The 26,645-nt window shown below is 40.6% G+C and carries 25 protein-coding genes; 22 read left to right on the top strand and 3 right to left on the bottom strand.

The window, feature by feature from the left end; translation table 11 throughout:
* The first annotated feature begins 198 nt into the window (after window positions 1–198).
* Window positions 199–1,338, top strand: a complete 1,140-nt coding sequence (gene wecB, locus QRN39_RS13115) for a non-hydrolyzing UDP-N-acetylglucosamine 2-epimerase (protein WP_050944364.1) — start codon at window positions 199–201, stop codon at window positions 1,336–1,338.
* Window positions 1,339–1,421: 83 nt separating this feature from the next.
* Here the strand turns inward: wecB and tagU are convergent, their stop codons facing one another.
* On the bottom strand, window positions 1,422–2,342 hold the full coding sequence (tagU, locus tag QRN39_RS13110; RefSeq protein WP_050944362.1) for a polyisoprenyl-teichoic acid--peptidoglycan teichoic acid transferase TagU: 921 nt from the start codon (window positions 2,340–2,342) through the stop codon (window positions 1,422–1,424).
* 182 nt (window positions 2,343–2,524) lie between these two features.
* Here tagU and QRN39_RS13105 point away from each other — a divergent pair, with 182 nt between their 5' ends.
* The 14 genes from QRN39_RS13105 (at window position 2,525) to QRN39_RS13040 (ending at window position 18,620) form a co-directional block, all read left to right on the top strand.
* Window positions 2,525–2,848, top strand: coding sequence for a LytA (locus tag QRN39_RS13105; protein ID WP_284907386.1), 324 nt, complete (start codon window positions 2,525–2,527; stop codon window positions 2,846–2,848).
* A gap of 24 nt (window positions 2,849–2,872) precedes the next feature.
* The gene (locus QRN39_RS13100; protein WP_284907385.1) at window positions 2,873–4,981 is read left to right on the top strand and encodes a SpoIID/LytB domain-containing protein; all 2,109 of its coding nucleotides are present in this window, start codon (window positions 2,873–2,875) and stop codon (window positions 4,979–4,981) included.
* Between the two features lie 23 nt (window positions 4,982–5,004).
* Complete coding sequence (locus QRN39_RS13095) at window positions 5,005–6,495, top strand: N-acetylmuramoyl-L-alanine amidase (RefSeq protein ID WP_044140362.1); 1,491 nt, start codon at window positions 5,005–5,007, stop codon at window positions 6,493–6,495.
* Between the two features lie 222 nt (window positions 6,496–6,717).
* Entirely contained in the window at window positions 6,718–7,305 is a 588-nt protein-coding gene (locus QRN39_RS13090) for a prolipoprotein diacylglyceryl transferase (RefSeq protein ID WP_223251195.1), read from the top strand.
* Between the two features lie 198 nt (window positions 7,306–7,503).
* Window positions 7,504–8,163 carry a sugar transferase gene (locus tag QRN39_RS13085; RefSeq protein ID WP_044140051.1) on the top strand — a complete coding sequence of 220 codons (660 nt, stop codon included), beginning with the start codon at window positions 7,504–7,506 and terminating at the stop codon, window positions 8,161–8,163.
* Window positions 8,164–8,181: 18 nt separating this feature from the next.
* Window positions 8,182–9,633: a teichuronic acid biosynthesis protein TuaB gene (gene tuaB, locus QRN39_RS13080; RefSeq protein ID WP_284907384.1), complete on the top strand. Its 1,452-nt coding sequence runs from the start codon at window positions 8,182–8,184 to the stop codon at window positions 9,631–9,633.
* Entirely contained in the window at window positions 9,630–10,814 is a 1,185-nt protein-coding gene (gene tuaC / locus QRN39_RS13075; protein WP_253622112.1) for a teichuronic acid biosynthesis protein TuaC, read from the top strand. Before tuaB ends, tuaC begins: the two co-directional genes overlap by 4 nt.
* A gap of 79 nt (window positions 10,815–10,893) precedes the next feature.
* Window positions 10,894–12,231 (top strand): UDP-glucose 6-dehydrogenase TuaD, encoded by a 1,338-nt coding sequence (gene tuaD / locus QRN39_RS13070; RefSeq protein ID WP_284907383.1) that lies wholly within the window; start codon window positions 10,894–10,896, stop codon window positions 12,229–12,231.
* Between the two features lie 14 nt (window positions 12,232–12,245).
* Complete coding sequence (locus QRN39_RS13065; RefSeq protein ID WP_050944352.1) at window positions 12,246–13,175, top strand: NAD-dependent epimerase/dehydratase family protein; 930 nt, start codon at window positions 12,246–12,248, stop codon at window positions 13,173–13,175.
* A 39-nt stretch (window positions 13,176–13,214) separates the two neighbouring features.
* A complete protein-coding gene (tuaE, locus tag QRN39_RS13060) occupies window positions 13,215–14,672 on the top strand; it encodes a teichuronic acid biosynthesis protein TuaE (protein WP_284907382.1) in 1,458 nt (485 codons plus the stop codon).
* Between the two features lie 72 nt (window positions 14,673–14,744).
* Window positions 14,745–15,422, top strand: coding sequence for a teichuronic acid biosynthesis protein TuaF (tuaF, locus tag QRN39_RS13055; RefSeq protein WP_284907381.1), 678 nt, complete (start codon window positions 14,745–14,747; stop codon window positions 15,420–15,422).
* A 24-nt stretch (window positions 15,423–15,446) separates the two neighbouring features.
* Complete coding sequence (gene tuaG / locus QRN39_RS13050; protein WP_050944347.1) at window positions 15,447–16,202, top strand: teichuronic acid biosynthesis protein TuaG; 756 nt, start codon at window positions 15,447–15,449, stop codon at window positions 16,200–16,202.
* A gap of 25 nt (window positions 16,203–16,227) precedes the next feature.
* Window positions 16,228–17,418, top strand: coding sequence for a teichuronic acid biosynthesis protein TuaH (gene tuaH, locus QRN39_RS13045; RefSeq protein WP_226805380.1), 1,191 nt, complete (start codon window positions 16,228–16,230; stop codon window positions 17,416–17,418).
* Between the two features lie 134 nt (window positions 17,419–17,552).
* Complete coding sequence (locus QRN39_RS13040; protein ID WP_003212692.1) at window positions 17,553–18,620, top strand: glycosyltransferase family 4 protein; 1,068 nt, start codon at window positions 17,553–17,555, stop codon at window positions 18,618–18,620.
* A 34-nt stretch (window positions 18,621–18,654) separates the two neighbouring features.
* Here the strand turns inward: QRN39_RS13040 and QRN39_RS13035 are convergent, their stop codons facing one another.
* Together QRN39_RS13035 and QRN39_RS13030 are read right to left on the bottom strand one after the other, a co-directional pair.
* Entirely contained in the window at window positions 18,655–19,743 is a 1,089-nt protein-coding gene (locus QRN39_RS13035) for an LCP family protein (RefSeq protein WP_212045589.1), read from the bottom strand.
* Window positions 19,728–20,396 (bottom strand): YigZ family protein, encoded by a 669-nt coding sequence (locus QRN39_RS13030; RefSeq protein ID WP_003212936.1) that lies wholly within the window; start codon window positions 20,394–20,396, stop codon window positions 19,728–19,730. Before QRN39_RS13030 ends, QRN39_RS13035 begins: the two co-directional genes overlap by 16 nt.
* A gap of 221 nt (window positions 20,397–20,617) precedes the next feature.
* Between QRN39_RS13030 and degS the strand changes: the two genes are divergently transcribed.
* From degS to QRN39_RS12990, 7 genes are all read left to right on the top strand, one after another.
* Entirely contained in the window at window positions 20,618–21,793 is a 1,176-nt protein-coding gene (degS, locus tag QRN39_RS13025; RefSeq protein WP_003213166.1) for a two-component sensor histidine kinase DegS, read from the top strand.
* A gap of 64 nt (window positions 21,794–21,857) precedes the next feature.
* A complete protein-coding gene (gene degU / locus QRN39_RS13020) occupies window positions 21,858–22,547 on the top strand; it encodes a two-component system response regulator DegU (protein ID WP_008348273.1) in 690 nt (229 codons plus the stop codon).
* Window positions 22,548–22,764: 217 nt separating this feature from the next.
* Window positions 22,765–23,607 carry a DegV family protein gene (locus tag QRN39_RS13015; RefSeq protein ID WP_003213402.1) on the top strand — a complete coding sequence of 281 codons (843 nt, stop codon included), beginning with the start codon at window positions 22,765–22,767 and terminating at the stop codon, window positions 23,605–23,607.
* A 119-nt stretch (window positions 23,608–23,726) separates the two neighbouring features.
* Window positions 23,727–25,106, top strand: a complete 1,380-nt coding sequence (locus tag QRN39_RS13010; RefSeq protein ID WP_284907380.1) for an ATP-dependent helicase ComFA — start codon at window positions 23,727–23,729, stop codon at window positions 25,104–25,106.
* 66 nt (window positions 25,107–25,172) lie between these two features.
* Window positions 25,173–25,466 (top strand): late competence protein ComFB, encoded by a 294-nt coding sequence (gene comFB / locus QRN39_RS13005; protein ID WP_106066158.1) that lies wholly within the window; start codon window positions 25,173–25,175, stop codon window positions 25,464–25,466.
* Between the two features lie 176 nt (window positions 25,467–25,642).
* A complete protein-coding gene (locus tag QRN39_RS12995) occupies window positions 25,643–26,149 on the top strand; it encodes a ComF family protein (RefSeq protein ID WP_050782676.1) in 507 nt (168 codons plus the stop codon).
* A gap of 56 nt (window positions 26,150–26,205) precedes the next feature.
* Complete coding sequence (locus tag QRN39_RS12990) at window positions 26,206–26,625, top strand: TIGR03826 family flagellar region protein (RefSeq protein ID WP_003212865.1); 420 nt, start codon at window positions 26,206–26,208, stop codon at window positions 26,623–26,625.
* The last annotated feature ends 20 nt before the right edge of the window (window positions 26,626–26,645 follow it).

Genomic DNA, 26,645 nt, shown 5'->3' with positions numbered 1-26,645 from the left:
AGTGTAACTTACAAATCATAGGAAAGACAAATGATTTCACTAAAATGAATTTTAGATAATTCATATTTTATATGTTAAATGTAAAGGAAAGAGAAATTTAACGTTAATTCAATGTAAATTTCTTTTTTTATACCATTAAATTTATCCTCCAAATTGTGTATAATTGAAAGTACTATACTAGGAAAGAGGATTAAACAAGTGAAAAAACTAAATGTAATGACTATTTTCGGTACTAGACCTGAAGCGATCAAAATGGCACCACTTGTCCTTGAATTAAATAAACATCCACTGATAAATTCGATTGTCACTGTGACAGCCCAGCACAGAGAAATGCTTGATCAAGTTCTTGAGGCTTTTTCAATTACGCCAGATCATGATTTAAACATCATGAAGCAGCGCCAGACATTATCTGAAATCACATCAAATGCACTGTTAAAGCTAGACCAATTATTCCAAGAAGAAAAACCTGATATTGTCCTTGTCCATGGGGATACTACAACAACCTTTGCAGGAAGCTTGGCAGCATTTTATCACCAAATTTCAGTTGGGCACGTCGAAGCAGGATTGAGAACACACAATAAGTATTCGCCGTTCCCAGAGGAATTGAATCGTCAAATGACAGGCACTATTGCCGATATTCATTTCTCTCCTACAGAGGAAGCGAAGCAGAATCTTTTAATTGAAAATAAAAAAGAAGAGACCATTTGTGTGACAGGGAATACAGCGATTGATGCCCTGCAAACAACAGTTACTGAGCATTATCAGCACCCTATTTTAGAGAAAATAGGCACGGATAAAATGATTTTGTTAACGGCCCACCGCAGAGAGAATCTCGGCCAGCCGATGAAAAATATGTTTAGAGCCATTAGACGTGTTGTAGAAGAGTTTGAAGATGTTCAGGTCGTTTATCCTGTTCATTTAAACCCTGCCGTACGTGATGCAGCTCAGACAGAATTTAGCGGTCTCGATCGTGTACACTTAATTGAACCGCTTGAAGTCGTTGATTTCCATAACTTTGCTGCCGCTTCGCACTTTATCTTAACGGATTCTGGCGGTGTACAAGAGGAGGCGCCTTCTCTAGGGAAGCCAGTTTTAGTGCTCCGTGATACAACAGAACGTCCAGAAGGCGTGAAAGCAGGCACACTTAAGCTTGCAGGTACGGATGAAGAGACCATTTACAAAATGGCTAAAGAGCTGCTAGTAGATCAGAAGGAGTATGACAGCATGTCGAAGGCGTCTAACCCTTATGGTGACGGACAAGCATCGAGACGAATTGTCGAGGAGCTCCTCCATCGATTTGGATTAAGTGAAGAAAAACCTGCCCCATTTAAATCATAAAAAAAGAAGACAAAGAGCTAAAATAAAAACCATTTTAGCCCTTTGTCAACAATCTGAGACTACATTCATGTAGTCTTCTTTTTTTACTGCTCCAAACTGTCCTTCAATTCCTTCTTCACTTTAGCCAAACTGCTATCATCAAGCTGATAATAATAGATATTATTGATGCGTGCTCCCGTTCCTTTCAGCTCGTGCTGCTTCACACGCTGTCTTGCGTCACGGTAGTCATTCATCATCGTCCACATATCATCAAATGACATATTAGTCTTCATATTGTTTTCCACGACTTTGAACATATCGCCGAACTTCGTAATAGATGAAATGTTTGCCCCTTTAGCAATGATGCCTTCAATGACTTGACGCTGCCTTTGCTGACGTCCGAAGTCACCCTTTGGATCTTGTTTTCTCATCCTTGTGTAGGCGAGGGCTTGATCGCCATTTAGATTAATTTCCCCTGTACCAAATGAATGACCATCATAGCTGAAAGCGAATGTGCTGTTCACTGTAATGCCGCCAAGTGTATCGACAATATCCTTAAAGCTTTCCATATTGACTTTCACGAAGTAATCAACAGGTACATCAAGCAATTCCTCTACAGTATCAGCTGCCATTTGTGTGCCGCCGAATGCATAGGAGTGGTTGATTTTATCCATTGTGCCTTTTCCGACAATTTTCGTATACGTATCACGCGGGATACTCACCATCTCAGTCGTTTTGGTTTTTGGGTTAACGGTCATGTATATTAATGTATCCGCACGGCCGCGGTCATTTTTTCTTTCATCAACACCCATGACTAAAATAGAAATCGGGTCTTTCTTATTTAAATCGACATCTTTGTCACGCTTATCTGACTTCTTTAAATTCTCCTGAATGCCTGCCACGGTTGATGCTGCTGTATTCCAAAGATGATATGCATATCCGCCAGTTGCTAATACGAATAAGCCAATAATCGATAAAACAATCCAAAGAACCTTTTTCTTCTTTCGTTTTCTTTCAGCTCTCATAATGTCCCTCACCTTTTCTATGATTCTTCCATGATTATAGGTTTACGAATCTTGATAAACAAGTTATTTTTTTACTCTGAACCTAGATATAGACGTTGTAACAAAAAAAAGGTTTCAAAAAACCTTAAATTTACCTTAAAATATTAAGTTATAAGACGATACAAAGACATGAGGTGAAAAAAATGAAGAAAATCGTCGTTTTACCGTTCTTAATACTACTACTTGGTATCGTGCTCACAGCATGTGGAACGGCTGAGCAGTCCTCGGGAGAAAACAACACAAGCAGTTCAACTCCTCAGGTGCTGGAAGAAAAAGCTGAATTTATTGGAATGGCTGATGCACATACAGTCGAAGTGAAAAAAGTGAATACGACCTTAAGCTATGAATTTACGGATAATTTTAAAGATGTGTTAAATGAATTCAAACCAGGAGACAAAGTAGCAATCTCTTACTTTATCAATGACAGTGGTCAAAAGGAAATTCAAAAGATTGAAAAACAGAAGTAAAAAAGATGGGCGGGATGAACAAAATTGAAGAAAACAGGCTTTACACTTATTGTTCTCATGACAATGACTCTACTAATCGCACCCTTTCAGTCTGCCCTGGCTAGCTCGACAATTTCAGTGAAATTGTCTAATTATATCGGAAATAAAAAAACGATGGATCTATCCACAGCTGGAGAATACAAGCTGTCAGGATCGAATGTGGCTGTCACGAAAAGATATGATGGCAAAAATCGATACGAAGTTGCCAATAGCATCGCATCTGCCGGCTGGAAGAATCCATCAACAGTTGTCATTGTGAGCCGTGATGCATTTGATCATGCCATTTCTGTATCACCGTTAGCTTACAAACTAGGCGCACCCATTTTGTATACAAACATTGAAAAACTAACAAAAACAACTGAAAACCAGCTGAAGAAAATGAAGCCGGATAACATCCTGATCGTTGGTAACACGAAAAGTATTTCAACAGCTGCTGAGAAATCTATTAAAAAGTATGGGAAGGTCAGACGCATTAGTGGAAAAGACAAGTTTGAAATCTCCCAAAAAATTGCTAAAGAAATGGGTAACTATAAGCAAGCTGTCGTTGTCGGTGGAAACTCATTTATGAATGGGATTGCGATTGCATCCTATGCATCGAGAAAGGGATACCCAATCCTTTTAACAAAAAAAGATTCCATTCCGTCTTACAAGCTGCCAAGCAAAGTCATCATCATCGGTAGTACGAAAAGTACGGGACAAAAAGTAGAGAATCAAATTAAAAAAACGTCACAGGTAACAAGAATCAGTGGTGCCAATCGCTATGAACTCTCTGTGAATATAATGAAGAAATTAAATATCAATGCAGATAAAGTTTATTTGGCAAAAGCCTCTAGCTATATTTATGCTATGCCGCTGTCTCAATTGGCTGCAAAGTCTAATAGTACTGTTGTGTATGTGAAACCGGATTCTGTCACAGCGTCACTAAAAAAACTGCTGAAAGAAAAGGGTACATATGCTTATCACCTTGCTGGTAGCACAAGTGCGATTAAAGATAGCTTGAAGAACTCATTAGCCAAACAAGTCTATCTGAAAAAAAATCAAAACTACCAATTGAATATTTCTAACGGAAAAATTTCATTAAAAGGCATAAAGACGTATAACAATGTAAGAGTTGTTCCTGAGAAATATTCAACGAAAAATATCCTTCAAATTGCAGGGAAGCCTTACCTAGGCAGCGTCAACTTTGCAATTGAATCAGGTTATATCAGGCCGACTCTCGAAAATATTCCATTTGAAGACTATCTAAAAGGCGTGGTACCAAATGAAATGCCTGCAAGCTGGCATGTTGAAGCGCTAAAAGCACAGGCAGTGGCCGCTAGAACGTATTCAGTGAAAAGTATTGGAAAAGTCGTACCTGATACAACTGCCTTCCAAGTATATGGAGGATATAACTGGTACACAAATTCGACAAAAGCTGTCGATGCCACAAAAGGGAAAGTACTGAAATACAACAATCAGCTCATTTCAGCCACCTATTATTCTAGTAATGGCGGATATACAGAGGCAAGTGAAGAAGTGTGGGCAAATGCACTGCCGTACTTAGTGGCCAAAAAGGATACAAAAGATCCGATCAATGCATGGACATTAAAACTCTCTAAAAAACAGCTAGGCACAACATTGACTGCTAGTACAGCAGCATCTCAGTGGTCTAAGGCAAAAGAGACAAATGCAACGGATCTTGCTGGTCTCAAATCATGGCTGCTCAAAAACAAAGAAACAGCTGCATCTGATATGAAGATTGCATCCATCTCAAGCCTGACGTTCTCAGGAAAAACAAAAGGACAACGTGCGAAGACGGTATCAATCAAGCTGACATATCATCTGAAAAATAAAACAGGCACATATGCAGTAAACAAAAGTACAACGGCAAGTATGAAGATGACCGAGTTTAGATCCATCATGGGCGCAACAAAGGTGAAGAGCACATTTGCGTCAGTCAAAAACAATACAAATGACTTTACGATTTCAGGAAAAGGATATGGTCACGGCATTGGCATGAGCCAATACGGTGCCAAAGCTAGAGCAGAATCTGGAAACTCATATTCTTCCATACTTTCGTTCTACTATCCAGGTACAAAACTAACAAACTATTAAAGGGTTAAAGGAGGACATAGATGATGCGCTCAATCATGAAAACAGCCATCCTCAGCCTCATCGCCATTTTCGTTATTGTTCCAACAGCTTCAGCAGATAATTCAGTCTCACGAATTGATGGCGGAAGCAGATATGCTGTAGCAGCAAACGTAGCGAAAAAGGGATGGGGAACTGCAAGTACAGTCGTAATAGTAGGGAAAACTGCGTATGCAGATGCAACAGCAGGGATTCCACTTGCACACCAAAAAAATGGACCAGTTCTTTATACAAACAGTAAGAGTCTTTCAGGTGATACGAAAAAAGCCCTAAAGGCTTTAAAAACAAAGACAGTGATCGTTTTAGGCAGTACATCAAGTGTGTCAAATAACGTAATCAATGAAGTGAAGAAGATGGGCATCTCTACACAACGTATTTCAGGAAAAAATCGATATGAGCTATCTGCAAATATCGCGAAGAAAATGAAAAAGCCAGCAGGCGTCGTTGTCGTTGAAGGTTCCTTCTATGCTCATGGGATTGCAATTGCACCGGTAGCAGCACAAAAAGGTTTCCCGATTCTCTACACAGATAAAAAGGGACTTCGTTCTGAAATCGCATCTGTTGCAAAAGCAAGCAATGTCAAACAAACCATTGTAGTCGGCGGAGAAAATTACGTCACAAAAGCAGCTTATAATCAATTGAAATCTCCAACACGAATTAAAGGCTCCACTCGTTATGACGTTGCCGCTAATATTGTGAAAAAGTATAATATGAGCACGAACAATACCTATGTAGGAAGAGGGTTTGGCTACGCCACTTCATCTTCTGCTGCAGGGATCGCAGCGAAGCAAAACAAAGCATTGCTTCTAACGAATGAAAAAACATTACCAAAAGTAACAAGAGCAACCATTAGCAGTAAAAAAATCACCAAATTTACTGTCGTAGGCAGTGCAAATACGGTGACACCAACTGTTGTGAATCAATTGAAAAACCCTGTTGTCGGGAAAAAAGTATTCATTGATCCAGGTCATGGCGCACATGATTCAGGAGCTGTAGGCTACGGGTTATATGAAAAGAACTTGAATTTAGATGTAGCTAAGCGTTTAAATACGAAATTAAACAACGCGGGTGCACTTGTTACGATGTCAAGAACATCAGACACATTTGACAGTCTTCAAACACGAGTGAGCAAAGGTGCGTCAGCAAATGCAGATATCTTCATCAGTGTCCATGCAAACTCAAATGATAACAGCAGTGCAAACGGAACAGAAACGTATTATGACAAAACATATGCGTCTGCAAACAGCTTGAAGCTTGCGCAAAACATTCAGCCGAAAATGGTCAGTGCACTTGGTACAAGAGACCGTGGTGTGAAAACAGCTGGATTCTACGTGATTAAATATTCTAAAATGCCGAGTGTTCTTTTAGAAACTGGTTTTGTGTCAAGTCCAGTTGATTCAAACATCTTGAAATCGGCTACGTATAAAGATCGTTTAGCGTCAGGCATTTCAAGCGGTGTGTCAGGTTACTTTAGATAAGAAAATACAAACATGAGGGGTGCCTCAGATACTCCTCTTAGGCTGCTCGAGAACGTCTCTCGGCAGCCTTTTTTCAAAAGTCTATGAAGTGATCGGGTCGTCAATAATGTGTCAAGTTAAAAATACATTTCATTTCTAGTTATCTTTGTTATAATTGAAACATAAAAGGTGAATGGTTTACGCATGAATCTAAGCGACAGCCAATCGACAAATCATGAAGAGGTGACAATTTTGAAAAAATTAATCACAATGCCGTTTCTAGTATTGCTTCTAGGTGTACTACTCACAGCATGCGGCACAACAAATCAATCAAGCGACAACAATAAGGATGATAGCAAAAAGGAAACAACCGAAGCAGCTGATCAAAAGAAAGAAAATGCTTCAGAGAAAAAGGAAAAAACAGAAGATCAGTCATCAAATGAAAAAGCAGATGATCAAAGCAAAGAAACAGTTGCTCCAAAAGAAGAGCAATCTGGTCAATCTGATGAAGACGCAAAAGACAGCTCAAGTAAAGAAATCACAAAAGAAGAACCTACTAAGGAACAATCAAAAACTGATTCTAAAACAAAGAAAGAATCAACAACAAATAAGAAAAATGAAGTCACCAAGGAAGGCACATATGTCGGCTTGGCTGATGGACATACCATTGCTGTGAACATTGATGGCAAAGAAGTTGCTATTCAATTCGGAAATACGTTTTCTAAACAAGTGAACAGCTTAAAAGAAGAATCAAAAGTGAAAGTCACTTATACAAAAGATGCAAACGGAACCCTTCGATTAAAAACGATCGAATCCGTTAAAGCAAAATAAAAAAAGACCCAGAGACCCGCAGAATTGCGGGTCTTTTTTACGTTGAAAAGGGCATAACTTGATATAAGTGCACATTCTTAACACAGTTTTACAAGACTTAACAGCGCATTTACATTTGCTTAATGTTGCTCTGCTAAACTGACCTTCATAGAACATCTCTTTACACAACAACTACTTTGAATGGTGAGGTGCAGGTCAGTGAGTGCAGAGAAAGCGATGAATCTTTATAGAGAATATGAAGTGAGACGAAACCACTCTTTTGCCTTAACAGAACATATGGTTCGTTATTTATTTGCAAAACGTTTCATAGATTTAATGTTCTCGTTCATCGGATTGATGTTGAGTACGCCAATCATTTTGCTGTTTGCTCTTTTGATTAAGCTGGAAACACCGGGACCAGCCTTTTATATGCAGGAGAGGGTCGGGAAAGACGGTGTTTACTTTAAATTATGGAAGCTCAGATCGATGAGAACCGATGCTGAAAGCGGAGGAGCGAAATGGGCACAAAAAAACGACCCACGTATCACCAAAGTGGGAGCCTTCATTCGTAAAACAAGAATCGATGAACTCCCTCAATTCATCAACGTGTTAAAAGGAGAAATGAGTATCGTAGGTCCGCGCCCGGAAAGACCGATGTTTACCGCAGAATTTAATCGGACGATTCCAGGTTTTACGAAAAGATTAACGGTCAAGCCGGGACTGACAGGTCTTGCTCAAGTAAATGGAGGATATGAAATGAGTCCAAGTGAAAAATTAACACATGACTTACAGTATATTCAAAACTTGACATTTTCTCTCGACACGAAGATTATGGTAAAAACGTTAAAAGTCATCATGACGGGTGACGGAGCCAGATAAGTAAAGTAGGGAAGAGAAATGGCAAGTATGAAAAAACACATGCTGGGCGGGGCAAAATGGACAAGCTTGTCCGCATTTATCATTACGATCATCCAAATTGCACAGTTCGCCTTTTTAGGGAACGTGATGTCACTGAAAGAGTTTGGACTCGTTGGCATGATCACAACTGTCACAATATTTACGCAGATTTTACTTGATCTAGGGATTGGGGCAGCGATCATCCAAAAGGAACAAACAACAGAACGTCAATTATCCACATTATATTGGATCAACTTACTCACTGGAGTTGTCTTATTCTGTTTACTCATTCTTGTAAGCCCAATGATTGCCGCCTTTTATAACCGGCCAGAGCTGGAGGGGTTGCTCAAACTATTATCGATCATGTTTCTGATTGCACCCATTGGCCAGCAATACCAATACATGATGCAAAAGGACTTAGCCTTTAAAACATTAAGTGCCATTGAAGCCATTGCAACTATGATATCGCTGTTTGTTTTACTTGCTTTGGCCTTCTTCATCAATCCGATTGTAGCCTATGTCATTTCTCAAGTGCTTCTGCAATCTGGAAAAGGGCTTATGTATGCCGCAGCTTATTGGAAGAAGTGGCGCCCAGCACCTGTTTTTGCATTAGGAGAAGTGAAAGAATTTTTCTCATTCGGTGCATTCCAGCTCGCATCCAGACTAGTCAATCGAGCAGGATCGAACATAGACATGATTTTAATCGGCCGGTTTCTAGGAGCAGAAGCGTTAGGTATTTATAGCTTGGCGTATCAAATCGTGACGATCCCCGTGCTGAAAATTAACCCAATCGTGACGAGAGTGGCTTTCCCGGTTTTCGCAAAAAGTCAGCGTGATCACTCCATGCTGCGAGAGGGCTTCCTCAGTATGACGAATATGCTCGCATTGATTAGCTTTCCGTTATTAATCGGTCTTGCTGCCGTATCAGATAGCTTTATAGAAGTAGTGTTTGGCGAGAAATGGCTCGTAGCTGTTCCGGTTCTTAATATATTATGCATTGTCGGACTTCTGCGTGTGCTGATGAATCCAAACGGGTCAATACTCCTTGCAAAGGGGAGAGCGGACTTAGCCTTTTATTGGGATACGGGGATGCTCATCGTGTATGGATGCACCTTATATGTAGGTGTCAGCACAGGCAGTCTGCTCACAGTAGCTTGGGTTTACTCAGGTGTCAGCCTGCTCAACTTCATTGTCGGCAGATGGCTCATGGCGTATGTCATTCAGCTAGATATGAAGGTTTATTTAAAATCACTTGGCAAGCCTGCTGCTATGACGCTATTGATGGCCGCCTGTGCGGTAGCCCTGCATCAAGGCATGAAGCTGACGTCAGCCGACATTTTACTTCAATTAGGATTGACGATTTGTGTCAGCACAGCATTGTATGGCTTGCTGCTCATCAAAATGTATCCGCAGGTTGCAGGCAAATTATTGAGAAGAGGTCGTTCGTCATGAAGGTGCTATGGCTGACAAGTGTATATCCTAGTGAAAAACATCCAAGTGAAGGTGTGTTCCATGAAACGCAAGTGCAGGAGCTGCTCAAACAAGGAATACAAGTGACCGTCATCTGTCCCAACCCGGTCAATCCACCGGTTTTGCGGATGCTGAAGGCGTCCTATCGGCAGAAAAAGGATCTGCCCGAACAGGAAGTGAGAAACGGAGTGACCGTATACAGGCCGCCCTATACAGCGCTTCCTGGACAGCTGAAATGGGCACAGCCGAGTAAACGAATAGCTTCTACTGTTCTCGGCGCCATGCAGCGTTACCAGCTGTCACCAGATTTTATCCATGCACACTTTGCGATGCCGTCTGGCGGAGCGGCGGCTGTGATTCAGAAAGAAACGCAAATTCCTTATCTTTTGACCTTACATGGCAGTGATGTGAACGTGTATCCGGGCTATAGCAAAGGGGCACATGCAGCCTTTGAAACGGCGGTGAAACAGGCATCTGCTGTTCTGACGGTGAGCGAGGAGCTTGCTAAAAAGACAAATGACATGACAAAGGTAGAAGCGAAATGCCTCCCGCTCGGTATTCCGCTCCAGTCATTTTCTAAAACGGAAGAAGATCAACAATTCATCAGGAAAAAGTTAGGCTTACCCCTTCACGACAAGCTCGTTGTCTTCGTCGGGCGGTTAGTCAAAGAGAAGGGCTTACTTGAATTAGCTGATGCTGTCAGCGGCTTGGATGGTGTGAAAGCAGTTTTTGTTGGAAAAGGCCCCCTTGCAAAGGAGCTCACAGAACGGGCTGGAGCATCTATTCTACTCCCAGGGCAGGTGCCGAATGAGCAGGTGAAAGACTACTTAATCGCAGCCGATTTGTTTGCACTTCCGTCCTATAGTGAAGGAATGCCAACCGTCGTTCTGGAGGCACTCGCTTTAAAAGTACCTGTCATTGCGACAAGAGTCGGTGGTCTCCCAACCTTATTTTCTAGCTATCAACATCTGCTCGTTGATCCGCATTCGACAAATCAGTTAAAAGAGGCCATTCACGCCTACCTTTATGAAAACAGATGGAATGAGCAAGTGAAAAGCGATCTTCATCAAATCGTTCATACAGAATATTCATCAGCAAATAATACGAAGCAGCTCATACAGCAATATGAAAAGGTGCTTCATCAATCAAGATCCATCGTTTAAACAAGATGAAATGTGCAAAGAATGATAGATAGATAAACAGCTTGGAACGGACAATATGCTTTTACTGAGAGGATGAAAAATGTTGAAGAAAATTGCTGTGATTGGAACAGGGTATGTCGGGTTAGTATCAGGTACTTGTTTTGCTGATATCGGAAATCGTGTCATCTGCTGTGACATCGATGAATCAAAAATCAACAGCTTAAAAAGTGGTGTCGTTCCCATTTATGAACCGGGTTTAAAGGAATTGATTGAAAAGAATACGGAAGAAGGAAGACTGTTTTTTACAACCAATATTCCTGCTGCTATCCGGGAATCAGAGATTATCTATATTGCTGTAGGGACACCGATGACAGCACAGGGGGAAGCAGATTTAACGTACGTGAAAGCTGTCGCTCAAACAATTGGTGAACATCTAAATGGCTATAAAATCATCGTCAATAAAAGCACAGTACCTGTTGGAACAGGCCGGCTCGTTCAAGCCATTGTCGAAAAAGCATCGCGCAGTAAATATCCTTTTGATGTCGTTTCCAATCCAGAGTTTCTCAGAGAAGGATCTGCCATCCAAGACACGATGAATATGGAGCGGGCAGTAATCGGCTCGACAAGCACCCATGCGTCGACCATCATCAAAAGATTGCATGATCCGTTTCAAACAGAGGTTGTGGAGACCAATTTAGAAAGTGCTGAAATGATTAAGTATGCTGCAAATGCCATGCTTGCCACAAAAATCTCATTCATCAATGACATTGCAAATATTTGCGAGCGGGTGGGCGCTGATGTTGAAAAAGTTAGCGAAGGCGTTGGATTAGACAGCCGTATCGGGCATAAATTTTTAAAAGCGGGCATTGGATTTGGTGGGTCTTGTTTCCCGAAAGACACGATGGCTCTTCTCAAAATTGCCGAAACAGCTGGCTACCGGTTCAAGCTGATCGAGTCCGTGATTGAAACGAACAATCACCAAAGAGCGCACCTTGTCAGCAAATTGATGAGTGTATTCGGTGATATTAGAGGAAAAACCATCTCTGTTTTAGGTCTCGCATTCAAACCGAATACGAATGATATGCGTTCTGCGCCTGCATTAGACATTATCCCAATGCTAAGAGAGCTGGGTGCCTTTGTGAAGGCCTATGATCCGGTTGCTTATGTAGAAGCAGAACGAGAGCTTGGCCCGCAAGCTGTCTTCAGTAATGACCTGTATGAAACAGTAAAAGATACGGATGCTTGCCTCATCCTAACAGAATGGGATGACGTACAGAAGATGGATAAAGATCAAATCAAGCAGCTGCTTCGTTCACCGATTGTAATTGATGGAAGGAATTTGTTTGATCCAGCAGAAATGAAAGATAGAGGATTTATTTACCAGTCTATCGGCCGCCCAGGCGTATGGGAAGCAGAATTGGTATCAAAGGCACAATAACAGGGGGAGCTTGGATGAAGAAAGTATTGGTTACTGGGGGAAGCGGATTTATTGGATCACACACGGTAGAGGCTTTACTAGAAAAAGGCTACGAGCCCATTGTTCTTGATAACTTTTCAACTGGATCTCGGGGAAATATTGCCCACCTTTCCGTTCAATGCATTGAGGCAGATGTCACAAAAACAGAAACGGTCGATTTGATCAAACAAATAAGACCGGATTATATCATTCACCTTGCAGCACAGGTGAGTGTCGCCGTTTCCGTTCAGAATTTCGTTTATGACGAAGAGGTCAATATCAAAGGGTCCCTGCACGTCATGAAAGCAGCTGCTGAAACGGGGGTGGAGAAGGTGGTATTTGCCTCATCGGCAGCTGTCTATGGAGATCCAGTGTATCTGCCAGTGGATACCGCTCACCGTCTAAAGCCTGGTTCGCCTTATGGTTTAGCGAAACTCACAGTAGAGCGATACTTAGAAATGGCAAAATCATTGTATGATGTGGACTATTGTATTCTTCGGTATAGCAATGTTTATGGTCCGCGACAAGATGCACTTGGCGAAGGCGGGGTTGTCTCTATTTTCTCTGATAAGTTTGCAAAGGATGAGGCTCCTTTCATTTTCGGAGACGGAGAACAAACAAGAGATTTCATCTATGTAGGTGATCTAGCAGCGGCTAATGTTGCGGCTTTAACAGCTCAATCAAACGTTTGTTTAAATATCTCGTGTGGTGATTCAATCACTGTGAATGAGCTGTTTCAAACGATGAAGCGAGTAACGAGGTCGCATCTTGAACCAATTTACAAGCCGCAGCGTGCAGGAGATATTGTGCATAGTACATTGGCAAATGAGGAAACGAAACAAGTCTTAGCATGGGAGCCTGTTGTGAGTTTACAGGAAGGTTTGGCTCGTACCATTTCCTACTATGAACAGGAAGTCAAGGCTTAATCCCTCAAATCGGATGGGTTGCTTAGGAGGAAAATGGGTATGAGTGTGAAGCATACAGCATGGCAAATCATGATTGGATGTATATTGTTTGCAGCAGGGATCGGTCTTGTACAAATGGCAGCCGCGCAGCCCGTCGGGTTAAAGAAGATGGTGGCTGTTCCGGTTATACTTCTGATCCTGTCGGCTGCTCTCGTGTTGATGAAGCTGTACATGAATGGTGAGCAAATCTTCATGTCAGTCATCTATCTTTTGATTACATTGACCTTTCTCAACAACGCTTTCTTTTCTATTAGTGCAGGATTCTTTAGTCTTTTTCTCTACCGTATCATGCTCATCGCCGCCTTTGCTTTATTTATATGGCGGATGAGAGATCAGGGGACGTACATATCGCAGTGGCAGCAGATTCGTGTCAAAGGAATTCTTGGTTTTTTCGCTGTATGGTTTCTTTACGGTCTCATCTCACTGCTTTGGGCTCATTCGGTCACAGACGGCCTGAAATATATGTCCCTTCTTGCAATGGGGATGGGATTTGTCTTTCTAGTCGTCATGTATATTCAGCGAATGGATCAAGTGGTGACCTTTTATAGCATTTGGCTGGTCATGACTGTGTTTGTGATGGGGATTGGGTTCTATAATCATTTTACATTGAACCATTTACCGAATACCTCATTGTATCTAGGGCCAGCGTATAAACAGCACTATCCTACATCTGTCTTTTTTAATCAGAATGACTTTGCAACGTTTTTATCGATTAGTTTCTTCTTATATCTAGCATGCATGCGTCAAATGAAGAACGGTTACATCAAATCGTTTGGATTATTAGGTGCAATCGCCGCGCTGTATCTCATTTTGTTAACCGAATCCCGCGCTAGTCTGCTTGGGATATTTGCAGGAGTGGCGATCTATGTGTGGCTGCTGCTGCCGCGTTTTCTCAAAAAGTGGTCAATCATTGCAGCAAGCGGACTTGTCGTCATCGGTATCGCTGTTTTTTCAGCTAAGATTTATTCGGTCTTTTATGACTTGTTTCTCGCTTCTCAGGTCGCGCATTCTTTTAGTGAACCACTCCCGTCTAACATCGCGAGAGCGAATTTAATCAAAAATGCTTGGCACTTCTTTACGAATTCATACGGATTCGGAGTTGGAGCGGGGAATGTGTCTTACTACTTAGCTCACTTTTCGATCTTTGACACAGACCAGGTCGTAGAAGTGCACAATTGGCTGCTGGAATTGATGACGAACTTCGGATTTGCAGTCATGCTGGGCTATATCTCTGTATACGCCTATCTCATGTTCACACTGTACAAACAATACCAATGGGCTGACACAAGAGCGGCAAAAATGATCATTGAGGGGTTGTTTGCAGCCATGCTGAGCTTTCTCGTTTCAAGTATCAGTCCTAGCTCCGTCTCGAATTTATATTTCCATTGGGTATTTTTAGGACTGGTGATCGCAGCGGTGAATATGTTGAAAAACAAACAACGACTCAAGCTATGGTAAACCGTGTGTGATGCTGCGTTTGTATGGCTACACTAGTGAAAGAGCAAATACGTCAATGTTGGGAGAATGAACATGTCTGGTTTCATATCTAGGATAGGGAAGCGAATCAAAAAGTACATCGTATGGCTCATACTGCTGCCTGTCGTATTAGGTGCCTTTGGTTTCTTTTTTGCTAAAGGAACTACGCAGCAATCTAGTTACACAGCTGCTGTTACCCTCACTCTCGGTAAATATGATGATGGGGTGTATAACAACATGGCAGAAGTGACATCTCTATTAAAAAGCGATGCATTTCTAAATGAAGCACTCAGTGATGTGAAAGAAGAAGAAAGACAGGATGTGAAAACTCGTCTCATCCTTACCAATCAATCAGATACACAATTACAGCTGTCTTTCACGGATGCCGATAAGGCTCATGCTTTGGCTGTCGTGAAGCAGGTGTCGGATACATTTCTCAAGCAAGATAAAGCATTATTTACAAAAAGGCAGCAGGTGATTGAAAGTAGATTAGCTGCTCTTGAAGACGAATCGGTCAGCAATGATTCCAAAGTCGATAAAGAACGATTCTTATATGAATTGGAGTCAACAAAGCTTGGAATGAAGCAGGCAAAAATTGTTGATCCTGCACAAGTACTTGATGAAGGCAATAAAGGCATGTCAGCTAAAAAACGGGCACTTCTTGGGCTTGTCATTGGCTTTAGCATCTCGCTTATGTTTGTGGTCTTACCCGAAGTGTTCAAAGAATCTTAATAATGAACTGGAGATGAGTCTTAGGTGAACAATCAACCGTTAGTATCCATCATTACACCTGCGTATAATGCGGAACGTTATTTAACGGATACAGTTCATTCCGTCCTTGCCCAAACCTATTCCAATTGGGAACTGATCATTGCAGATGATTGTTCTACAGATGGAACTAGAAAGCTATTAGGGGATTTAAGTCAAGCGGACGACAGAATCAACGTCATTTATTTAGAGGAAAATGGGGGAGCTGCCATTGCTAGAAACGCAGCCATCAAACAGGCAAAAGGACGCTTTATCGCTTTTTTAGACAGCGATGATATGTGGAAAGAGACGAAGCTTGAAAAACAGGTAGACTTCATGCTGACAAATGATTATGCCTTTACATTTACGGCATATGACATCATTGCAGAAAACGGAGAACCATTAGAAAAAACCGTCACTGCGCCAGCGAGATTAGACTATAATGAAGCCCTGAAAAATACCATTATCGGCTGTTTAACGGTCATGCTTGATCTTCAAAAGGTAGGACATGTGGAAATGCCGAACATTCGCACAAGGCAGGATTTAGCTACATGGCTGTCTATATTAAAAAGAGGATTTACAGCCTATGGTATGAGTGAACCGCTCAGTGAATATCGCATCGTTGGGAACTCCATCTCTAGTAACAAGTGGAAAGCAGCGAAAAAAACGTGGTTTGTCTACAGAGAAATTGAGCAGCTTCATTTTGTCAAAGCGTCTTGGTGTTTTATGCACTATGCGACAAATGCTGTGAAGAAGCGCTTATAAACAGAAGGGAAAAAAGGTGATAAAGGTGAAAGCAGACTCGATCATACATGTTGTCGTAGCGACGGGAGAATGGGGACAGGACGGACTGAGGTACAGACGGCATCGGCTGGCCGAATTTCTAGCATCTGATCCAGAAACAAAAGAGGTCATCTGGGTATGCCCGTCATCATCTCGTCATACAGCTCCCTTTCAGCCCATAACAGATCGAATGAAGCAATTGACCATTCCTGATGTGCTCAAGAGCAAATTATTTCGCTTTGGTCGATATCAAGACATGTTCTATATTCATAAATTATCCCCTCTCCTTGAACATTTGCGGCATGAGGAGAAGAAGGGGATCGCTGTTTGTTTATGGTATACGTTTCCGGGCTTTCCGCTCTTATCTTCTTTATTTGAATGGAAACATATTGTCTATGATTGCAGTGACCTGTGGGGAGAGCCGATAAGCGGCAACCATAACATCCTTTCTTATATGAGGCAGCGTGTCATTGTCAAAGCAGAAAATCGAATCATTAAATACGCACACAGCATTACATGCTCTTCTCAATATTTACACGATCAAATCAAAAAACGTCTTATGGGAGAACCGAAAGATGTGTTTACGGTGGAAAATGGCGTCGAATACGATGTGTTTGCGAAAAGCAATCTTCCGTGCAAAGAAGATGTGCTGGAAGGAAGAGAAGGGACTGTGCTTGGTTTTATCGGAGGAATCAAGCCAAAGCTCGATTTTGACATGATGGCTGAAGCTGCTCGTATGCGGCCTGATTGGACATTTTTATTTGTCGGTCCGGATGGAACGAATGGAGATCCATCTTTTCAGCATGCACTCAAACTGCCTAATGTGATTTGGACAGGTGCTGTTGCTCCAGAAGAAGTGCCTGCTTATATGAAGCTGATTGATGTAGGTATGATGCCATATAAACAATCCCCTTATAATCAAGCGGTGTTCCCTCTCAAGCTTTATGAATTTTTAGCCGCTGGAATACCGGTTGTCGGTTTAAATCTCCCATCAACGGAAAGGCTAAAAGAGAAGGATGTGTATGAATATTTAGAGGGCGACGATCCTGCGCTCTTCGTAGAAGCCTGCCTGAAAGTGATCAGTAAAAAAGACGACACGAGCTATAGACATCTAAGACAAAGCCGAGCGAAGAAAAAAGATTGGCACGCGCTGTTCACAAACATGGTGGAACTAACGAATATTAAAGAAAACGCATAATTCATTCGGGATTGTGCGTTTTTATTTGTTTCTTCCTCACAGGGGGAGCTTGTGATCATCCTCTATTCAATTGTATAATGGAAAGAGCGGCCAATATACAAAATACAGATTTCAATTTAGAAGGAGACTGACCTATGGATTACGAACGCGCCTTATTAGCGTTTTTTGTCTCTCTGGCTACAGTTTTAATTGTGACACCAATCGTCAAAAAGTTTGCAATTAAGATTGGTGCAGTGGACCAGCCGAATAAACGAAAAGTTCATGATAAAGTAATGCCTCGAATGGGTGGTTTGGCAATTTTTATTGGAGTAGCGGCTGGAGCATTAGCAGGCGGGCTGTTTCTACATAATAAAATTACAGCAATTTCAGTTGGTGCCGTACTCATCGTCATTTTAGGTATATTTGATGATAAATATAATTTAAGTGCAAGATTTAAATTTCTCGTACAAGTCCTAGTTGCTTGTTTGATTGTGAGCACGGGCTTAAAAATGGACTTCTTCTCTGTTCCTTTTTTAACAGATCGAATTGAGTTAGGCTGGATGGCATATCCCCTCACCGTGCTATGGATTGTGGGTATCACAAATGCCATTAATTTAATTGACGGCCTTGATGGACTAGCTGCCGGTATTTCTGTCATCGGTTTATCAACGATTGCAGTGATGGCATTTTCTGCTGATAAGATTCTGATTCTTTCTTTATCTCTTGTCGTCATTGGCAGTACGATCGGCTTTCTCTTTTACAACTTCCATCCAGCGAAGATTTTTATGGGAGATACCGGTTCGCTATTTTTAGGCTATATGATTTCGGTGCTGTCACTTTTAGGGTTATACAAAAGTGTCACTTTGTTTAGTGTTGTTGTTCCTGTGATCATTCTAGGTGTTCCTATATTTGATACGACCTTTGCAATCATTAGACGCATATTAAACAAACAGCCCATTTCATCACCGGACAAATCTCATATTCATCATAGACTAATGGCCTTTGGCTTGTCCCATCGCATGGCTGTCATCGTGATTTACATGATTGGCTTAGTCTTTAGCTTAAGTGCGATTTTGCTGACAAGCGCGACCATTTGGTTATCGCTGATCATTATCTTTTTACTGGTGATGTTTATGCAAGTGATTGCGGAAGTCACGGGTTTGGTCAACGAAGAGTTCAAACCATTTACGAAATTCTATAAACGAATGGTGAAAAGACAATAAAAAACAGCCCGTTCCTAGGAACTGGGCTGTTTTATTATTGTCCTGATGTGCTGGAAGGATTAGTTGTATCACTTGATCCTGTTTCACCAGAGGATGGATTGGTTTGTGAATCTGTTTCAGTCGAAGATTCAGTAGGAAGCTTTAAATGCGTCCGTAATGCATTTTGTACGTTAGCTAGATTGGTTTGATCTGGCTCAAAGTAATACGTTCGATTTGGTCCTAAATAAAGATCCGACCCTTTAATAGAAAGTGTTTCTGTGTCGTCTCCCTTAAACCCGCTGTAGATTTGCTGAAGCGCTAGACCTTCTGTGATACGGAAGTTGGTCGTAATATGATCACTGACTTCTTTAGCGATATTATCCACGTTCGCGATGTTATTTGCCTTCGACATTTGATCAATCATTGCACGTAAAATTTGTTTCTGACGATCATTACGTCCGAAATCACCGCGTGGATCTTGTTTTCTCATCCGCGCGTAAGCAAGTGCTTCTTCCCCGTTTAAATGCATATTGCCTTTTTTGAAATAAATCTTTTTCGATTTTTTCACATCACTTTTTTCATTGAAGTCAAATGGAACATCGATATCAATTCCACCGACTTCATCAATGACATCCTTGAATCCGTCAAAATCAACGGTCGCATATTTATCAATCGGAATATTCAAGAATTGTTCGACAGTTTCAATCGTTTCGTCTTTACCGCCTTTAGCATATGCTGCATTGATCTTTTCTTTACTTCCTGTGGTGTCACTTGCAAGCTGTACGCGTGTGTCACGGGGGATACTAACCATTTTCATCGTTTTGTCTTGAGGGTTAATTGTTGCGACAATAAGTGAATCTGAACGGCCATGATCACCATCTGTGGCATAATCCTCAATTCCGACAAAAAGTACAGAGAAGGGTTTCTTTTTAATATCAATGACCGCATCACGAAGCTTCGATTTCTCTCCGCGGTTTAGTTCGTCATATGTTTTGTCAGCGGCTTGAAGTGTATTGACTATTTTATAGACTGCAAATCCGCCCATGCAGATGATAAGAAGCAAAAATAAAACCAGGATACGTTTGAAAATTTTCTTCTTCTTACTCTTTTTCTTTCGTACACGCACTTTTACTCGTTGTGCCATTCATCTGTCTCCTTTATCGGACCAATGTCCTTTTCTAAATAAATCAGTTCGCCTTCTTTTGTAACACTCTTTCCATTTGTCAGCTCAGTCATCCATTCAATGAACTGCTCTGTTTGTGTTTCTTCTACATACGTCTCAAAAATAACATCTTCTGCATAATGAATTTCTTTTAGCTGAAAAGATGAGGCTCTAAGCTCATTCTCTACCTTTCCAAGCCATGTATAATCTATTGTTGTGTGCATCGTACGCATTAAACAGCGCTCTACCATCCCAACATGGTTGATGGCTTCTGATACAGATTTTCCGTAGGCACGAATCAATCCACCGGCGCCTAGCTTAATACCGCCGAAATAACGAGTGACTACTACGACTGTATCTTTCAGCTTCCGTTTTTTTAACACTTCAAGCATTGGCACACCTGCTGTACCACTTGGTTCACCATCATCATTCGCTTTTTGAATCAGGTCATGTTCTCCAATGAGATAGGCAGAACAATTATGTGTGGCATTCCAATGTTGTTTTTTAATGGATTGTATAAATGCTTGTGCTTCTTCTTCTGAGACAGCACGCTGTATATGACAAATAAAACGTGATTTTTCAATGACGATCTCATGCTCGCCACGACTTTTTACTGTAAGATAGCGATGCAGCAAAAGACATACCCTCCTGAAAAGCAAATTGTAAGACTAGAGAAAATTTGCATTGATTTTAGAATTTTACAGCGTATTTTGTTATGATGATAGGGGTAGAAAAAGGGTCGTCATAAAAACTTCATGATTTATACGCATTCTTTCATTATAATTCGACATAAAATGCAGATCAATGACATTTATAATAAAAAAAGATGACATCACTGTTACGGGAGGGAAAAGCCATGACAACACCTAAAATGGATCCGAAATTATTGGATTCAATCATCATGAAAATGCTAAGTACAGTTGATGGCAGCAAGGACGAAGTATTTAGGATAGGCGAACAGTCCCGTCAACAATATGAAAGCCTTGTAGAAGAGCTGAAGCAAATCAAGCAGCAAGTAAACGAAGTAATTGATTTTGGGGATAAACTAGAAGTCCATACGAGACATGCTAGAAATCGCTTATCTGAGGTCAGCAGAAACTTCAACAAATTTAGCGAAGAAGAAATACGGGAGGCCTACGAAAAAGCACATAATCTGCAAGTGGAACTCACTATGATCCAGCAGCGCGAAAAGCAGCTGAGAGAAAGAAGAGACGATCTGGAAAGACGATTGTTAAGCCTACAAGACGTCATTGAACGCTCTGAAACGCTTGTGAGTCAGATCACAGTTGTTCTCAACTATCTCAATCAGGACTTACGTCAAGTTGGCGTGTTACTTGAAGATGCTCAAGCAAAACAAGATTTTGGACTTAGAATTATTGAAGCCCAAGAAGAAGAACGCAAAAGGGTATCCCGTGAAATTCACGACGGTCCGGCCCAAATGCTGGCAAACGTAATGATGCGTTCCGAATTAATTGAACGTATTTTCAGAGACCGTGGGACAGAAGAAGGCTTTAAAGAAATTAGAAGTCTCAGACAGAATGTGCGAAATGCTCTGTACGAAGTGAGAAGAATCATTTATGATTTAAGACCAATGGCTTTAGATGATTTGGGTCTCATTCCGACGCTAAGAAAATATTTAAACACAATCGAAGAGTATGATGGAAAAACCAAGATCACGTTCCAATGCCTAGGGGATACAGAAAGCGAAAGAATTGCTTCTCAATTTGAAGTGGCACTGTTTAGACTAGCCCAAGAAGCTGTCACAAATTCACTAAAGCATTCCGAAGCTGAAGAAATCTCTGTAAAAGTAGAAGTGACGAAAGACTTTGTTACGTTAATTATCAAAGACGATGGAAAAGGCTTTGATATGAAAGATGTGAAAACAAACAAAAACAAATCCTTCGGTTTACTTGGCATGAAAGAACGCGTAGACTTACTTGAAGGTAAAATGACCATAGACTCAAAAATAGGTCTAGGGACATTCATCATGATTCGCGTGCCATTAACATTGCAAAATAAAATTGTAAAATAGAGACAAAAGACATATTGACCATAAAGTTCAGGTGTAGAACAATAAACATGGGGAGGCGTAGCTTGTGACTAAAGTAAATATTGTAATTATTGATGATCACCAATTATTCCGTGAAGGTGTCAAACGGATTTTAGATTTTGAACCTACTTTTGAAGTAGTTGCAGAAGGAGACGACGGAGACGAAGCTGCACGTATCGTAGAACACTATCATCCGGATGTTGTCATTATGGACATTAATATGCCGAATGTAAATGGTGTAGAGGCTACAAAGCAGCTAGTTGAGCTTTATCCCGAATCAAAAGTCATTATTCTATCTATTCATGATGATGAAAACTATGTGACACATGCATTGAAAACAGGAGCAAGAGGCTACCTGTTAAAAGAAATGGATGCAGACACGCTCATTGAAGCAGTGAAAGTCGTAGCTGACGGAGGATCTTATTTACATCCGAAAGTTACTCATAACTTAGTAAATGAATTCCGACGCCTAGCGACTAGTGGCGTTTCAGCACATCCACAGCATGAAGTATATCCTGAAATTCGCAGACCACTTCATATCTTAACAAGACGTGAGTGCGAAGTACTTCAAATGTTAGCTGACGGAAAGAGCAATAGAGGAATTGGTGAGTCGCTCTTTATTAGTGAGAAAACAGTCAAAAACCACGTGAGTAACATTTTACAAAAAATGAATGTAAACGACCGTACACAAGCTGTTGTTGTAGCAATTAAGAACGGCTGGGTAGAAATGAGATAATATTCCGGACAAGTACTCCTTTTTCGCCTGTTTTTGATTCTCTCACATGTTAATTTGAGAGAAATGATAGGTAGATAAGGAGTCTTTTTCGGATATAACGGGCTTGCCTATTGATTAGGCAGGCTTTTTTGATTACTATTATAAATCTAATGAATAACAATGATCATTCTTTGAAAATAAAAAAGAGCAACTTAACGGATAAGGAAGGTATTTAAGAATGAAAATAGCCGTTGTAACAGACAGTACTGCTTATATACCACAAGAGCTGCGTGATAAACATCATATTCATATGATCCCTCTTAATGTCATCTTTGGCAATGAATCATACCGTGAAGAAATAGAAATGGATTGGAAGACATATTATGAAGAAGTCAAAAAGCATAAAGACCTTCCAACCACCTCTCAGCCTGCTTTCGGTGAACTAATAGAATTATATGAAAAACTAAGTGAAACATATGATGCCGTGATTAGTATTCACCTTTCTAGCGGAATTAGTGGAACATATAATAGTGCAGCCTCAGCAAATGACCTAGTTGACGGAATTGACATTTACCCGTTTGATACAGAAACTAGCTGTATGGCACAAGGTTTTTATGTGATAGAAGCTGCTGAGAAAATCCAAGCTGGTGCTTCTCCAGAAGAAGTGTTAGCCCATCTCAATTACCTGAAAGAGAATCAGAGAGCTTATTTTATGGTAGACGATTTAACTCATTTACAAAGAGGCGGCAGATTAAATGGTGCTCAGGCTTTTATTGGGAGCCTCTTAAAGGTAAAGCCTATACTGCATTTTGACAACAAGCTAATTGTCCCTTTTGAGAAGATTCGTACACGGAAAAAAGCCATTTCACGTATGTTTGAACTATTTGATGAAGATGCATCGCGTGGTGTCCCGATGAGAGCAACAGTGATACATGGTAATAGAGAAGAAGAAGTAGACGATTTGATTGCGCACTTATCAGAAAAATATCCTCATGTTGAATTTTATAAAAGCTATTTTGGTGCTGTAATCGGCACTCATCTAGGCGAAGGCTCTTTAGCTCTTGGCTGGCTGATTAGATAAATCCTAAAAACCTCTTTTCTCTTAGAAAAGGGGTTTTGTTTTTCTTTTTTAGCTGTTGGACGAAAGGTCATGTCTTTGCGCATAATAGGCAAACATCAGTTGAAAGGTGTTTGTTGAAATTGAACATGGACAAAGCAATGGAACTAAGGAAGCACCTGCAGTCACGCCACCTGCTTACTGCTGAAACAAGATGCTCACAGTCTGATTTGGATTGGCTGGAGGAGAAGGGGTTAGTTATCCGAACACCTGCTATTGAGAGGAAAGCAAATGGTCTTATTTGCTGCAGATGTGGTGTATCAAAAAATCGGTACTTTGCCCACTCTTCGTGTGACAAGTGTCAAAAAGATTGTGTGTATTGTAGATCATGCATCATGATGGGGAAAACAACGGAATGTGGCTTTCTTTATGAATGGACGGGTCCACAAATGGAAGAAGCATGTCACTCGGAATTAACATGGCAGGGAAACCTGTCTAAAGGACAAAAAAGAGCGTCAGAGAAATTGATCGAAGCGATAAAAAACAAATCTGATCTACTCATCTGGGCAGTTTGCGGGGCAGGGAAAACAGAGGTGCTTTTTCACGGAATAGAATATGCCTTACATCAAGGAATGAGTGTCTGCATTGCGACACCTAGAACTGATGTTGTCCTTGAACTAGAGCCGCGGCTTAAAAAAGCTTTTCAAGGAATGAAAATAGCTGTTCTTTATGGAGGAAGTCCTCAAAGGTTCCAAATAGCACCGTTAGTAATCGCTACAACTCACCAGTTGATGAGATATAAACATGCATTTGATGTGCTCATTATAGATGAAGTCGACGCCTTCCCTTATTCAATCGATGAACGTCTCCAATTTGCTGTTTTAAAGGCAATGAGAAAGAAAGGGGTTAGGGTTTATTTAAGTGCGACGCCGTCTAAGAAAATGATAAGAGATGTATCTCGTGGACAACTAGAAGCCATAAAAATTCCTCTGCGCTTTCACCAACAACCTTTACCGGTCCCATCCTTTCAATGGATTGGACATTGGAAGAAGAAATTTAAAAAGAATCAGCTCCCACCTAAAGTAATGAATTGGATGCAGAAACATATTACAAAAAAGAGAAGGGTTTTACTTTTTGTTCCTTCTATTTCTACTATGAAGAAGGTAACGAAGGTTCTTAGAAAGCACCACTTAAATGTAGAAGGGGTGTCTGCTGATGATCCAGATAGGAAACAAAAGGTCCAGCAATTCAGAGATGACAAATACGATGTACTAGTTACAACCACAATTCTAGAAAGAGGTGTAACCATTTCAAATGTGCAAGTGGGGGTACTAGGTGCAGAATCTACTATCTTTACAGAAAGTGCACTTGTTCAGATTTCTGGTAGAGCAGGTAGACATCCCGATTTTTTTAAAGGAGATGTTTTCTTTTTTCATTTTGGTTTAACGAGAAGTATGAAACAAGCAAAGAAGCATATTGTAAAAATGAATGATACAGCTGAAAAAGAGTTCTCCGAAAAATAATGTAGGTTCAACTAAATTTCATGGTACATTTATATTCACAATACACAAATGGCAGGAGAGACAAATATGCTACTCAATGCAAAAGAAACACTACTCAAGGAAATCCTCTATCAATATCTCAACCAATTAAACATGATTTGTCACTGTGAAAAGTGTATAGAAGATGTATTAGCGATTTCACTAAATCAAGTGAAGCCTCAGTATATAACAGATATCGATAAAATATCTTACAGTAAATCTGAGATGGTGGACAAACAGAAGAATACGGCCATGCTGGTCATTCTGACAGAAGCCGCTTCAAAGGTCTCCACATTTCCAAGATGCGAAAATCGTCTGCCGATAAATAAGGATAACAATTGATCTGCCTCATTTGTGAGGGACATTTTGTCGCTTCTTTTACATGGAAATCATTACTTCTATTAAATGATGATCGTCTATGTATAGCATGTAAGCATCACCTAGAAAAAATTCAACGCCCGATTTGTCCAGCCTGCGGGAGAGCACAGTCGAACGATCAATTATGTCAAGACTGTTCCATGTGGAAAGAACGCCCTGATTCTACTACAGTACTTGTGAAAAATAGGTCTGTCTATGCTTACAACGATTTGATGAAAGATGTCCTTTCCCGCTTTAAATTTCGAGGTGATACAGCTTTAGCTGAGCTTTTTAAACAAGATGTCCGAGCAGTATTTAAGCGCTCTTTTTCAATGAAAGAACCTGTGCTGATCCCGATTCCTTTAAGTAAAGAAAGACTAAAGGAAAGAGGGTTTAATCAGTCCGTCATACTTGCTTCCTTGATTGGTGAGCCGATCCTTCAGCCACTTGTAAAAATACATCAAAGCAAACAGTCCAAGAAAAAGAAAAATGAACGTTTAGATCAAAAAGGAATGTTTCAAATCACGCAGACAGATGCGATCGTTCAAAGGGAAGTTATCTTAATTGACGACATTTATACAACAGGGGCCACCATTTATGATGCGGCGAGAATTTTAAAAGAAGCAGGTGCCAAAAGTGTTTCCTCTTTTACGTTGATCCGTAGTTAAAATTCAGGATAATTAACCGATAATAAGAAGAGAAAATAACGTAAGGGGTTTTGGTTATGAATCAATTGGCAAACTGCCCGCAATGTAATCAGCTGTTTTTAAAAACGACCATCCAAACGGTTTGTAACAAATGCTTTGAAGAAGAAGAACGTTCTTTTGATATCGTTTATAAATTCTTGCGAAAGCAAAGTAATAGACAATCAACCATTGCTGAAATAGTAGATGCAACAGAAGTTGATGAAGAATTAATCTTGAAATTTATCCGTTTGAAAAGACTTCAAATTAGCCAATTTCCGAATATCAACTATCCTTGTGAAAGATGTGGCCAACCGATCAGAAAAAACAAGCTGTGCAGTCAATGTGAACAGGACATTCAGTCGCAAATGAGTCAAATGAACCAAGAAGAAGAGCGTAAAAGGGAGATTGAATCTAGGAAAAAAGACACCTATTATGCCATTAATCCTAAAAACGATTGATTCCCTAAACTAAGTTGCAG

The organism is Bacillus sp. lyk4-R2A-2 (genome assembly GCF_030209735.1).
Lineage (GTDB): Bacteria > Bacillota > Bacilli > Bacillales > Bacillaceae > Bacillus > Bacillus pumilus.
Note: the sequence above shows the minus strand (reverse complement) of the source record. Positions and strands in the feature narration are given on the sequence as shown.